The sequence below is a fragment of the Streptomyces sp. DH-12 genome, from assembly GCF_002899455.1.
Classification (GTDB): domain Bacteria; phylum Actinomycetota; class Actinomycetes; order Streptomycetales; family Streptomycetaceae; genus Streptomyces.
Genome location: NZ_PPFB01000001.1, coordinates 2,708,651 through 2,721,187, shown reverse-complemented (window position 1 = coordinate 2,721,187; position 12,537 = coordinate 2,708,651). Strand labels below are relative to the sequence as shown.

Sequence of the window (12,537 nt, the reverse complement as noted above, 5' to 3'; positions counted from 1 at the left end):
CCGCGCCGGGCGTCCGGGCCTGTCCCGTGTCCGGGGCGCCGCGCCGGCGCCGGGGCCGTCGGGTCAGTCGCCGGCGGCGAAGGCCCGCACCCGGTCGAGGGTGCCGTTGAAGCGGTCGTGGTCGCCGACCGTCGGGCCGGTCGAGGTGTACTGCCACATCGTGTACGTGCTCCAGCCGGCGGGCAGTTCGCCGACGGTGGAGGCGTACCGGGCGATCCACAGCGGGGTGCCGGCGGCGAAGCCGGCGTAGTCGCCGGTGCACTGCTTCCACCAGCTGGTGGCGGTGTAGAGGACGGCGTCGCGGCCGGTGCGGGCGCGGTAGCGGTCGAGGAAGTCGCGGATCCAGCTCACCATGGCGCCCGCCGACTTGCCGTAGCAGGCGTCGCCGTAGGGGTTCCACTCGATGTCCAGGACGCCGGGCAGGGTGCGTCCGTCGGCGGACCAGGCGCCGCCGCGGTCCACGAAGTAGTCGGCCTGCGCGGCGCCGCTCGCGGTGTCGGGCGTCGCGAAGTGGTAGGCGCCGCGGACCATGCCGACGTCGTAGGAGCCGTTGTACTGCTGCGGGTGGTACGGGTTGGTGTAGTACGTGCCCTCCGTGGCCTTGGCGTAGGCCCAGCGCACCCCGCCGTCCCACAGGGCGGCCCAGGCGACGTCGCCCTGGTGGCTGGAGACGTCCACGCCCTCCGTCCGGGCGGAGCGGGCGGTGGGCAGGCCGGCCCGGCCGTCGTGGGCGAGGACGCCCATGCCCATGCGGGCGGAGCCGCGGGGTGGGACGGTCGGGGCGGCGCCGTCGGCGACGGCGGCGGTCCGCGGGAGGGCGAGCAGCGCGAGCAGGACGGCGCCGGCGGCGCCGAGCGCGCGTATGCGGACGAGGCGGGGTCTGTGCACAGGCATGACGCATCTCCGAACGGTCACGGGACGTACCCGGAAGGTGACCCGCCTCGCATGCGGTGGGCATGCCGCGTGAGGGTCTGACGGGGAAACCGCGGGGCGCCGACCGCGGCGGCGGGCGCGAACACCGGGCACTGCCGTTGGTCTACGCCTGCGAAATACTGGTGGAGCCGCGGCGACGCCGCCACTCGGCGGAAACTTTCAGAACGGGAAACCGAGGCAGGGGCCAACGTGCACGAAGACGGAAACGGCGGCGGGGAGCACGCCGCCTCGCCGGAACCCGGGTCCGGTGCGGAACAGCCCGCGCTCCTGGCGCTGGAACGCGAGTTGACGGTCCTGCTGCGACGCGCCCGGGCCAACCAGGGGGAGATGGCGCGCGAGGTCCACCCCGACCTCGAGCCGTCCGCGTACGGGCTGCTGGTCCGTCTGGAGGAGTGCGGGCGGCAGCGGGCCACCGAACTCGCCGCCTACATCGGCGTCGGCAAGGCGACGATGTCCCGTCAGCTGCGCGCCCTGGAGGACCTCGGGCTGGTGGTCCGCGAGCCCGACCCCGCCGACGGCCGTGCCTGGCTGGTCACCCTCACGGAGGAGGGCCGCCACCGCGTGAGCCGCGTCCGCGAGGCCCGCCGCGCCCGCTACGCCGGCCGCTTCGCCGACTGGGACCCGGCGGAGGTCGCCGAGCTGGCCCGGCTGCTGCACCGGCTCAACCGGGGGACGGAGAGGTAGGGCTCCCACGGTGCGGGTGCTTCGCACCGGCGGGTCGGCCGCCCGGACGACGCGGCCACGGGGCGTCAAGGGGGCGGCGTCACCGGCCGGCCGTGCGGGTGACGCCGTCAGCCCGGCGGCAGCTCGACGTGGACGACCGTCGCGTCGTCGTGGGTCTTGCCGCCCGGGGGACGGTCCCGCTCCAGGGCGCGGACGCGCTTCACCAGACTGCGGGCGCCCTCCTGGCGGATCAGGGCCACGCAGTCCGCCCAGTCGCCCTCGCCGAAGCGGTCCACCCAGCGGGTCGCGCCGTCCGTCAGCGCCGTCAGGGCGCGCACCCGGTCGCGGGGCAGGGAGACGGTGACGGCGCGTGAGGACACCGACGGGTCGGCAGCGGCGGTGAAGAAGCCGCCCTCCTTGTTCCGCAGGGTGGTGTCCACGACGGTGTGGCTGACCAGGGCCGAACGGGGCAGCCGGTCCAGCCGGTCGTCCCGGACCGCCGTGACCGCGCCGTCCGGCGACTCCACCAGCAGGACCGAGTCGGACAGCACCAGACAGTCCACCGCGTCGGGTGACCAGCGCGCCAGCACCACTGTCGCCTGCGGCGTCCGGGGGTGAGAAAGGTCACAGGTCGCGGCATGGCTCCCGGCCGTGCGCGCGATGCCCCGGGACAGCAGCCCGGCCGGCGGAACATCCGGGAGGGAAACGGTCAGTTCGGTCAGCGCGCCGCCCAGCCGGGCGGTGAACCAGGGGACCGAATGCAGACAACCGCCCCCGTCCGGCGGCGGCGTGACGCCGTCGAGGACCACGAGCGCACCGCCCTGCCCCGACGCCGGGAGCGCGACGCTCGCGAAGTCCTCGTTGGGGCGCCCCGGGGCACCGGGTTCCGAGACGAGTTCCGTGCGCATCCGGCCAGTCTGCACGAGCTCCCCGCGACGATCGCCGGAGCCCGGCGACGGCCGCCCGTTCTTCCGCAGGCGCGCAGGTCAAGCGCCTGATTTGGGAGGGAATGCAGGGCTAGGGGAAGGCGTGGCGGCGAATATTGCCACCGCCCGCCGCAGACGTCCAACCGGTGTGCCGCCCGGGTCCGCTGCGGGGCGCAACGGAACTTGCTCCTCAACTCGCCTCCGATGTTCACTCCTTCGAGTGGCGGGTCAGGTGATGCGCATCCGCTGTCCACGGGCGCTGGGAGGGTCGGGGAGCGTTGGGGGCCTCGCTGTCCGAGCGCGGCCAGCGGCTCGGGGAACGCGCCCGCGCCCGTTGACGGAGCGTCACCCGGGCCCACGGGTACACGAGCAGGAATGCGAGCACCGGTGCAGAAGACGCGGCCTCGTCGCAAGGACAAGCAGGCGGCCCTCGCGGGGGACGCGCAGCAGACGCCCACCGTCGGCAGGGGCCGCCCCACCCACGTACGCAACCGTCTCGTCGTCGCCGTCGCCGTGGTGGCCGCGGCGATCGCCGGGGCGGGGGCGCCCTCCGTGCTGGCGGCCTCCCAGCAGCTGCACGACGCCCAGGAACTGGTGACCCTCGCCGAGCGGACCGAGGACGCGCTCACCCTGGCCCACTCCCTGGCCGACGAGCGCGACGAGGTCGTCCCCTACATCGCGGCGGGCCGTCCCGAGTCCGAGGCGCCCTCCGAGGAGCACAGCGCCCGGGTGGACCGCCAGGTCGAGGAACTGCGCGCCGACGAGGACACCTCGCAGGCGCTGCGCGACGAGCTCGACGCCGTCGCCGCCGTACGCCGCGCCGCCCTCACCGGCAAGAGCAGCGCGCTGGAGGCGCACCAGGCGTACTCCACCGTCATCTCCCAGCTGCACCGGCTCGCCGCGCGGCTGGCCGACCGGACCCCGCCCCGCGCGGGCTCCGGCGGCCACGCGCTCGCCGAGCTGGACACGGCCGTCCAGCAGGCCGCCGCCACCCGCGGGCTGCTGCTCGCCGCGCTGAACGTGCCCAGCACCACCGAGACCGTGCTCGACCCGGTCACCGGCCTGCCGGTCACCGTCGGCAGCACGTCGGAGGCCGACGAGAAGCGGCGCGACGAACTGTCCGCCGCCGCGCTCCAGGCACGGGTCCGCTCCGACGCGGCCCTCGCCGGCTTCCGCGACGCCGCCCCGAAGGCCGCCCGCGCCTCCTACGACTCCACGGTCACCGGCCCCGAGGTGGACACCGCCGAGGAGTACCTCGGGAAGCTCACCGACAAGCCGACCCTCTCCGACTCCGAGCTCGACACCGGCACCGAGAAGCTGGCGGCGGCGCTCACCGCGCGGATCGACATGATGCGCGGCGTCGAGGCCGCGCTGTTCGACCAGCGCACCAAGGACCTCGCCCAGCTCCGCGACGAGGACGTCACCGAGCTGGAGATCCGGATCGCCGTCCTCGGCGCCCTCATGCTGCTCGCGGTCGGCGTCGCCACCGCGATGGCCCGCAGCCTCACCCGGCCGCTGTCGGTGCTGCGCCGCGGCTCCGCCCGGCTCGCCGAGGCGGAGGACCCGGCCGCCGAGGAGCCGGTCACCTTCACCGGCCGCAACGACGAGTTCGCGCAGGTCGTCCGCTCCGTCAACGCCCTGCACGCGCACGCCGCCGGACTCGCCCAGCGGATCGCCACGCTGGAGGCCGACCGCAAGCACCTCGTCGGGCAGCGGCAGAAGATGGCCGACGCCCGCGAGGAACTGCGCAGCGAACTCGCCGAGGCCACCGCCCGCATGGAGCGGATGCGCCACAGCATCGACGGCACCTTCGTCAACCTCGCCCTGCGCACCCTCGGCCTGGTCGAGCGGCAGCTCGGCGTCATCGAGGGGCTGGAGCAGCGGGAGGACGACCCCGACCGCCTGGCCACGCTGTTCAAGCTCGACCACTTCGCCACGGTGATGCGCCGGCACAGCGAGAACCTGCTGGTCCTCGCCGGCGCCGAGCACGGCCGGCAGACCGCGGGCCCGGTCCCGCTGGTCGACGTCGTACGGGCCGCGGTGAGCGAGATCGAGCGGTACGAGCGGGTGCGGATCGCCGCGCTGCCGCCGCACGCGCACATCGCCGGGTTCGCCGCGGACGACCTGTCCCACCTGCTCGCCGAACTCATGGAGAACGCGACCTCGTTCTCCCCGCCCGACGGGCCCGTCGAGGTCTCCGGCTGGCTGCTGGAGAACGGCGAGGTCATGCTCTCCGTCCAGGACGAGGGCATCGGCATGGCCGAGGACCGGCTGGAGCGGCTCAACACCCGGCTGTCCGAGTTCGACCCGGAGGCGGCGTACGACGCGGAGTCCGACGACGGCCTCGGCCTCGGCCTGTACGTCGTGGCCCGGCTCGCCCACCGGCACGGGGTGCGGGTGCGGCTGCGCAAGCAGAAGCAGGGCGGGATCGCCGCGGTGGTCGTCCTGCCGGACCCCCTGCTGGCCCCCGCCACGCCCACGGCCGTCCCCTCGTCCGCCCCCTCGTCCGTCCCCGACGGCACCCCCACGGTGTCCCTGCCGGGCGCCGACGCCGAGGCCAACTCCAACGAGCTGCGGGGCCGCGGCACGTCGGGCGACCCGCTGGTCGACCTCGTGGAGAAGGCCCTGGAGGCCCACGCGGCGGCCGGGACGTCCAGCTCGGCCGCCTCGGAGACGCCGCCCGCGTCCGAGGGGGCGAGCGCGGACGCGCGGGGCGCGCAGGAGGCGGGGGAGACCCCGGAGCCCTCGGCCGCGGCGGAGGCGCCGTCCGCTGCGGACACCCCGACGACGCCGGACACCGGTACGTCGCACGGCCCGGACGAGGCCGCTCCGGCCGCCGTGACCGAACCGGAGCCCCCGGCCCCGCACGCGGCCGCCGGCTCCGCCGCGGAACAGGCCCGGGGCGGGTCCGCCCCGGCCGCCCCGGACGCGCCCGCCGTGCAGGCGGCTGCCCCTGGCGCGGTGGCGGGCCCGGCCTCTGGCGGGACCGCTTCGGGAACCGCGGAGGGGGCGCAGTCCCGCACGGGAGTCCCGGGCGACGCGGACGCGCCCGCCGCGCACACGGTTCCCCCCGTCGCCGGCGAGGAACCGCTCCCCGGCAGCGAGACCACCCCGGTCGCCCCCCAGGCCTCGGAGCCGCACGCGGCCGCCTCGGCCGCCGGGACCGGGCCTGCTCCCGGCGAGGCCGCCTCGGCGCCGGAGCCGAGCCGGGGCGCCCCCGAGCCGGAGGCGCAGGCCCCGGCCGAGCGCCCCGCCGAGACCACCATGGAGTTGTTCATCCCGGCCCAGCCGGACGGCCGTGCCCCGGCGGGGGCCGGGGACGCGGCGTCCGACGACCGCCCCACGGCGGCCGGAGGCCACGGCGCCGGGACCGCCCCGCCCGCCGACGAGGCCGTACGCCCGGGCTCCGGGCACGCACCCGCGCACGGCACCGGGCCCGCGCCCGAAGCGGCACAGGCGCCCGGGGGCCCCGCCCCCGCACCCGCCGCTGCGCAGGAGTCCCGCGCCGGGCTGCCGGACCGCCCCGTCACCGGTGACGCCGCCGGCCGGCCCGAGCACGCGCGGGTCGCCGACGGCCCTGCCGAGGACGAACCCGTCACCGCCAAGGGACTGCCGAAGCGGACGCCGAAGATCACCGCGCCGGTCGCTCCCCCGCGGTCGCGGTCGGGGTCGGTGGACGCCGAGGCCCTGCGCCGGCGGCTCGGCGGTTTCCGCCGGGGCGCGGACGCCGGACGGCGGGACGCCGAGGCGGAGCTGGCGGCCGAGCGGTCCCGCGGGGACCGGACGCCGTCCGGCACGGACGCCGCAACCGAGGAAGCCACGGGGGGCACTGTCGAGGAGGCAAGCAGTTGACCGCGCCCAGTACCTTCGGACTGAGCAGTGAGGCCCGCAACCTGCACTGGCTGCTGACGAACCTCGTCGAGGAGGTGCCCGGCATCCTGTCCGTCGCGGTGGTCTCCTCCGACGGCCTGCTGCTCCTCTCCTCCGACGAAACGCTCGCCCAGGCCCGCAGCGGCCCGGACGGCGTCGCCCCGGCACCCGGCGAGCGGGGGGCGGGGCGGCCCGGCCCGCGCGGCTCCTCCGCCGACCTGGCCACCGTCGTCTCCGGCATCGGCAGCCTCACCGTCGGCGCCTCGAAGCTGATGGACTACGGGTCCGTCAAGCACACGATGGTCTCCATGGACGAGGGCAGCCTCTTCGTGATGTCGATCAGCGACGGCTCGCTGCTCGGCGTGCACGGCTCGGCGGACTGCGACATGAGCGTCGTGGCGTACCACATGGCCCTCTTCGTGGGCCGCGCCGGCCACGTCCTGACCCCCGAGCTCCGCAGCGAGCTCCGCAGGAACCTCGAGTCGGCGGGAGGCGGGGAGCACGAGTCCGCCGGGAGCCCCCGATGACCCGCGCCCCGAAGAAACACCTTCCCGTGCGCGGCGGTGACCGCAAACCCGCCCGGGTGCGCCCCTATTCGCTCACCGGGGGCCGCACCCGCTTCGGCCACGTGCTGCTGGTGGAGACGTTCGTCGGCGCCACGGCCGGCGCCGCCGGGCTGGAGGCCGCCGAGGAACGCAGGGAACTCACCTCCGGCGGCCTCGCCCGGATCATGCCGGAGGCGCGTGCCATCGTCGAACTGTGCCGCCGTCTGCGGACGGTGGCCGAGATCGCCGCGCTGCTGAAGATGCCGCTCGGCGTGGTCCGCGTCCTGCTGAGCGACCTCGCGGACCAGGGAAAGATCCGTGTCTACGGGACGGGCACCGGCCACGGCACGGGCCGCCCGGACCGCGCGCTGCTGGAAAGGGTGCTGAGTGGACTCCGCCGTCTCTGACGCCGCCCCGGGCGTCGCCCCGCTCGTCGAGGAGGACGAGCCCCTGCTGCCCTGGCAGACGGACCCCGCCCGGGCCCCGGTCGCCACGAAGATACTCGTGGCCGGCGGCTTCGGCGTCGGCAAGACCACCCTCGTCGGCACCGCCTCCGAGATCACGCCCCTGCGGACCGAGGCGTTGATGACCGAGGCGAGCGAGGGCACCGACGACCTCACCGCCACGCCGGGCAAGTCGACCACCACCGTGGCCCTGGACTTCGGGCGCATCACGCTCGACGACGACCTGGTGCTGTACCTGTTCGGCACGCCCGGCCAGGAGCGGTTCTGGTTCATGTGGGACGACCTGGTGCGCGGCGCGATCGGCGCCGTGGTGCTGGCCGACACCCGCCGGCTGAAGGACTGCTGGCCGGCGCTGGACTACTTCGAGAGCTGCGGGCTGCCGTACGTCGTGGCGGTCAACCACTTCGACGGCAGCGAGCGGTTCGACCCGGAGGACGTGCGGGAGGCCCTCACGATCCCCGCGCACATACCTGTCATGATCATGGATGCGCGCCGTCGGATCCCGGTCATCGAGACCCTCTTGACCCTCGTGGGCCACGCGCTCGACGAAACCCCCGAGTAGCCCTCTTAGGAGCGTCCCCCGCATGCGGAAGATACTCGTCGTCGGGGCCGGCCAGTCCGGTCTCCAGCTCGCCCTGGGACTCCAGTCGCACGGGTACGAGGTCACCCTCATGTCCAACCGGACGGCGGACGAGATCCGCACCGGGCGGGTCATGTCGACGCAGTGCATGTTCCACACCGCCCTGCAGCACGAGCGCGACCTCGAGCTGAACTTCTGGGAGTCGCGGGCCCCGAGGATCCAGGGCCTCGGCGTCTCGGTCGCCGCCCCCGGCTCCTTCGACCCGGGCCCCTCGCGGCGGGCGGTCGACTGGCTGGGCCGCCTCGACGGGTTCGCGCAGTCGGTGGACCAGCGGGTGAAGATGGCCGGCTGGATGGAGACCTTCGCCCAGCGCGGCGGACAGCTCGTCATCCACGGCGCCGCCGTCGGCGACCTGGACTACCTCTCCCGCGCCTACGACCTGGTGCTCGTCGCGGCCGGCAAGGGCGAGCTGGTGCGGATGTTCGCCCGCGACCCCGAGCGCTCCCCGTACAGCACGCCGCAGCGCGCCCTCGCCGTCGCCTACGTGCACGGCCTCGGCCCGCGCCCGGAGCACCCGGACACCGAGGCGGTCCGCTGCAACCTGGTCCCCGGCGTCGGCGAGATGTTCGTCATGCCGACGTACACCGTCTCCGGCCGCGCCGACATCCTGTTCTGGGAGGGCGTCCCCGGCGGCCCGCTCGACGCCTTCAAGGACGTCAGGGACCCGGCCGAACACCTCTCCCTGACCCTGGAACTGATGAAGAGGTTCCTGCCCTGGGAGTACGCTCGCGCCACCGAGGTCGAGCTGACCGACGCCGGCGGCACCCTGGCCGGCCGCTACGCCCCGACCGTCCGCCGCCCCGTCGGCCGGCTGCCCTCCGGCGGCCTGGCGCTGGGCGTCGCCGACGTCGTCGTCGCCAACGACCCGATCACCGGCCAGGGCTCCAACTCCGCCTCCAAGTGCGCCGCCTCCTACCTCGCCTCGATCCTCGAGCACGGCGACGAGCCGTTCGACGAGGAGTGGATGCGGCGGACCTTCGACCGCTACTGGGACATCGCCCGGCACGTCACCAAGTGGACGAACGCCATGCTGGCCCCGCCGCCGGAGCACGTCCTCGGCCTGATCGGCGCCGCCGGAGAGCTCCAGCCGGTCGCCGACCGCTTCGCCAACGGCTTCGACGACCCGGCGGACTTCGAGAACTTCTTCTACGAGCCGGAGAAGACCGACGCCTACCTGGCCGAGGTCTCCGCCGCGGCCGGCGCGTAGGCGGCGTCGTACCCCTCGTCGGACCCGTCCGTCGCCCCCTCGGGGAGCTCCGGCGGCACGTAGTGCTCCAGGGGCTCCCCGCCGGGGTCGGGCCGCACCGCGCCCAGCACCGGGTTGGCCGCGATCGGCGACACCTTGATCCGCGCGCCGGGCCGGGGCGCCTGCACCACCTTGCCGTCGCCCAGGTAGAGGGCGACGTGCGTGGCGTCGTCGAAGTACACGACGAGATCGCCGGGGCGCAGGTCCACCAGCTCGATCCGCTCCAGCCGCGCCCACTGCTCCTGGCTGGTCCGCGGCACCTCCGCGCCCGCCGCGCGCCACGCCTCGGAGGTGAGCCCCGAGCAGTCGTAGGCCTCCGGGCCCTCCGCGCCCCACTCGTACGGCTTGCCGAGCTGCTCCACCGCGTACCGCACGGCCCGCTCGCCGGCCGCGGACGGGGCGTGGGCGCCGCTCAGCGCGCCGGACGCCACCATTTCCCGCTGCGCCTCGGCGATCCGGCTCCGTTCCAGCTCGGCCAGCTCGGCGAGCTGGCCGGCGGTCAGCGAGGCCAGCAACTCCTCGACGTCCCGCAGCCGTCCGACCACCTGGTCGCGTTCCTTCTCGCGCCGCTCGGTGAGCGCGATCCGCTTGTCCAGCGCCTTGCGTGCCCGCCGCGCCAGCTCGCCCGCCCGCTTCGCGTCACCGGTCAGGCGGCCCACCGTCTGCGCCCGTTCCCGCGCGAGCTGCCCGATCACATGCCCCTGCTCCAGCGCGCGCTGCGGGTCGCGCGCCAGCAGCAGACGCACGTAGGGGGAGAGGCCGCTCAGGCTCTGGTACTGCTGCCGGGCGAGCCGTCCGGCGGCGCCCCGGCTGTCGTGCAGGGAGAGCCGGGTGCGGGCGAGCGCACGCTCCAGCCGCTCGGTCTCGGCGCGCTGCTCGTCCAGCGCCTCCTCGGTGGCGTTGTAGCGCTCGGTGGCCTTCTCGGCCTCGCGGTACAGGGCCTGAAGGTCCGTCAGCAGCGCCGCGACGGAGCGCCCGCCGGACGCCGCGGCGCCGCCGCCCGGCTCCGGGGCGGCCGTCGCGGGCACGGGTGCGAGAACGGTCCCGGCCGTCAGTGCCGCCGTACACACCAGACGCAGAAGCATTCCTGACACGCCATCACCTCCGACGCGGGGCGGCTCGTCCGCTCCGCACCGCGAGCATCAGGGGAGGGGGGCGCGGTCCGCTCGCCGAATGTGCGCGGTTCGGCGCAACGGGGTCACCCGTGGGCGTCGTCCGGCTTGCCCTGCGGCGTGGCGTCCGGATGCGGCTTCGGCTTCGACCACGGCCGGCGCGGTCCGTCCCCGGCCCGGCCGGCGGGGTCGTAGAGGTACTTCCAGCGGGCGGTCAGACCGGTGAGCCGGCTGTTCCCGCGGGGCACCCGCCGGTACACCAGCACGGTGGGCGGGCCCCCGTCCGGGGCGGGCACGGGGATGCGGTACGTCTTGGGCGGGTGCCCGGTGATGCCGAGCAGCACCGGCAGGACGCGCCCGTCCATGGGGCCGCCCTCGAACGGGGTGTCTTCGCTCTTCACCCCACCAGTCTCGGCCATCGGCCGCGGGTCACAGCTCCGCGGCCAGTGCCCGCACCAGCGCGTCGGTCTGCGCGTCCCGCCGCGCGGTGACCGTCAGCACCGCCACGAACTGCTCCACGAGCCAGTCCCGCAGCTCCTCCGGCGGCGGCTGCTTGTCCTCGTCGAGCCAGATCAGCGAGGCGGCCTCCACGGCGGTGATCCACATCCGGATGGTCATGCGCAGCCGGGGACCGGGGTCGGCGACGTCGAGATGGCGGAGGATGTGCTCGGCGGCGGCCCGCCGCACCCCGTCCACGATCGCGGTGGTCCGGGAGGTCTCCACCACGCTGCCGCCCTGGAGCAGGGCGCTGAAGCCGGCGTCGTGGCGGCCGACGAAGGCGAGGTAGCGGTCCACGGCCCGGGTCAGCCGGGCGAGCAGCGGGCCCGCCAGCGGCTCGTCGAAGCAGTCCCGCAGCTCGTCGGCGGCGGACTTCAGGGCCGCCTCGTAGAGCTGCTGCTTGCCGCCGGGGAAGTACCGGTAGACCAGGGGCCGCGACACGCCGGCCGCCTCCGCCACGTCGTCCAGCGACACGTCCTCCGGCGCCCGGTGGGCGAACAGGGACAGCGCGGCCTCCAGGAGCTGGCTGCGGCGCTCCTCGACACTGAGACGCCGGTAGGCGGGGGTGGGGGCCTGCGAGGTCATGTCCGCAGCGTAACCGGCCGTGGCGCGCGCGGCGCGCGTCCGCCGGCCCTCGGCCGGATCCCGGCCCCCGGAGCCCGCGGGGCGCGGCTCCGGCCGGGCGCCCGGTCAGGCGAGCAGTCCCGAGGAGCGCCAGAGCCGGCGGCCCGGGCCGCGCAGCACGCCGATGTCGTCGAGGAAGTCCGTGAGCTTCTTCGCGCCCTGCTGCATCACCTCGCGCCGGTGCGCGCTCGCCCGCACCTGGGCGACGGCCTCGCGCCGGTCCAGGCCGACGTTCGTGTAGACCTCCGGGTTCACGAAGGCCACCGAGAACACCCGGGCGAACTCGCCCGAGGAGACCCGGGTGAACTCCTGCGACCAGCGCGGCGCGGTCATCATCTGGCGCCGCAGCTCCTCGCGGGCGTACCGGACGTGCCGCGCCTCCTCGATCACGTGGATCCGGGTGACGCCCCGGATCAGCGGCTGCACCCGCTCGTCGGGGAAGGTCAGCCGCTGCATCCAGTCGAGGACCTCCTCGCCGAGGAGGGTCGCGGTGAACGAGCCGGGTGTGGTGGAGACCGTCTTGAACACGCGGCCCAGGGCCTGGTGGACGCGGCTCACCGGGTACCAGGGGGTGCCGCTGCGCGCGATCACGCGGGCGAACATCTTCGAGTGGCGGCACTCGTCCTCGATCTCGGTGAGGGCGTACCGCACGTGCGCGCTGGTCGCGGACTTGTCGTAGATGTGGCGGACCAGCAGCTGCATCAGGATCAGTTCGAACCAGATGCCGAGGGAGGCGAGCGCGGCGGCCTCGTGGCGGGAGAGCAGCAGACGCTGCTCCTCGCTCATCCGCCGCCACAGCGGGGTGCCGTACAGCGACACCAGCTCCGGCGGCCAGAACCACTTGCCGTCCTCGAAGGGCGCCTCCCAGTCCAGCTCCTCGTCCGGGTCGAAGGAGTGCTTCGCGGAGGACTCCAGCAGCCGGCGGGCCACCGACTCGCGGTCCTTGAGCTGCCCGAGCGCGTCCCGCAGGCCGTCGAGCGCGTCGGTCTCCGACAGGGTCGTCATGACGGTTCCAC

The 12,537-nt window shown here is 75.1% G+C and carries 12 protein-coding genes; 6 read left to right on the top strand and 6 right to left on the bottom strand.

From position 1 onward, the window contains the following. Window positions 1-63: 63 nt before the first annotated feature. Complete coding sequence (locus tag C1708_RS10850; protein WP_106412478.1) at window positions 64-894, bottom strand: lysozyme; 831 nt, start codon at window positions 892-894, stop codon at window positions 64-66. A gap of 228 nt (window positions 895-1,122) precedes the next feature. Between C1708_RS10850 and C1708_RS10845 the strand changes: the two genes are divergently transcribed. Next, window positions 1,123-1,617, top strand: a complete 495-nt coding sequence (locus C1708_RS10845) for a MarR family winged helix-turn-helix transcriptional regulator (protein WP_106412477.1) — start codon at window positions 1,123-1,125, stop codon at window positions 1,615-1,617. Window positions 1,618-1,724: 107 nt separating this feature from the next. Here the strand turns inward: C1708_RS10845 and C1708_RS10840 are convergent, their stop codons facing one another. Further along, complete coding sequence (locus C1708_RS10840) at window positions 1,725-2,504, bottom strand: hypothetical protein (protein WP_106412476.1); 780 nt, start codon at window positions 2,502-2,504, stop codon at window positions 1,725-1,727. Between the two features lie 405 nt (window positions 2,505-2,909). Here C1708_RS10840 and C1708_RS10835 point away from each other — a divergent pair, with 405 nt between their 5' ends. From C1708_RS10835 to C1708_RS10815, 5 genes are read left to right on the top strand one after another with little or no spacing between them, the layout of a single operon-like run. Then, the gene (locus C1708_RS10835) at window positions 2,910-6,374 is read left to right on the top strand and encodes a sensor histidine kinase (protein ID WP_106412475.1); all 3,465 of its coding nucleotides are present in this window, start codon (window positions 2,910-2,912) and stop codon (window positions 6,372-6,374) included. After that, window positions 6,371-6,919 carry a roadblock/LC7 domain-containing protein gene (locus C1708_RS10830; protein WP_106412474.1) on the top strand — a complete coding sequence of 183 codons (549 nt, stop codon included), beginning with the start codon at window positions 6,371-6,373 and terminating at the stop codon, window positions 6,917-6,919. Before C1708_RS10835 ends, C1708_RS10830 begins: the two co-directional genes overlap by 4 nt. Further along, entirely contained in the window at window positions 6,916-7,344 is a 429-nt protein-coding gene (locus C1708_RS10825; protein ID WP_106412473.1) for a DUF742 domain-containing protein, read from the top strand. The genes C1708_RS10830 and C1708_RS10825 overlap by 4 nt, the downstream gene beginning before the upstream one ends. After that, a complete protein-coding gene (locus C1708_RS10820) occupies window positions 7,325-7,963 on the top strand; it encodes a GTP-binding protein (RefSeq protein ID WP_198602458.1) in 639 nt (212 codons plus the stop codon). Before C1708_RS10825 ends, C1708_RS10820 begins: the two co-directional genes overlap by 20 nt. Before the next feature lie 22 nt (window positions 7,964-7,985). Next, window positions 7,986-9,248 (top strand): styrene monooxygenase/indole monooxygenase family protein, encoded by a 1,263-nt coding sequence (locus C1708_RS10815; RefSeq protein ID WP_106412472.1) that lies wholly within the window; start codon window positions 7,986-7,988, stop codon window positions 9,246-9,248. On the opposite strand, the gene C1708_RS10810 is transcribed toward C1708_RS10815, so the two are convergent. The 4 genes from C1708_RS10810 to C1708_RS10795 all read right to left on the bottom strand — a co-directional run bounded on the left by C1708_RS10810 (window position 9,212) and on the right by C1708_RS10795 (window position 12,526). Beyond that, window positions 9,212-10,381, bottom strand: coding sequence for a C40 family peptidase (locus C1708_RS10810; RefSeq protein ID WP_198602457.1), 1,170 nt, complete (start codon window positions 10,379-10,381; stop codon window positions 9,212-9,214). The two genes, C1708_RS10815 and C1708_RS10810, sit on opposite strands and share 37 nt — an antisense overlap. Window positions 10,382-10,485: 104 nt before the next feature. Next, window positions 10,486-10,800, bottom strand: a complete 315-nt coding sequence (locus C1708_RS10805; protein WP_106412470.1) for a DUF8847 domain-containing protein — start codon at window positions 10,798-10,800, stop codon at window positions 10,486-10,488. Window positions 10,801-10,828: 28 nt separating this feature from the next. Beyond that, window positions 10,829-11,482 (bottom strand): TetR/AcrR family transcriptional regulator, encoded by a 654-nt coding sequence (locus C1708_RS10800; protein ID WP_106412469.1) that lies wholly within the window; start codon window positions 11,480-11,482, stop codon window positions 10,829-10,831. 105 nt (window positions 11,483-11,587) lie between these two features. Beyond that, window positions 11,588-12,526, bottom strand: a complete 939-nt coding sequence (locus C1708_RS10795; RefSeq protein ID WP_106412468.1) for an AurF N-oxygenase family protein — start codon at window positions 12,524-12,526, stop codon at window positions 11,588-11,590. Between the last annotated feature and the right edge of the window lie 11 nt (window positions 12,527-12,537).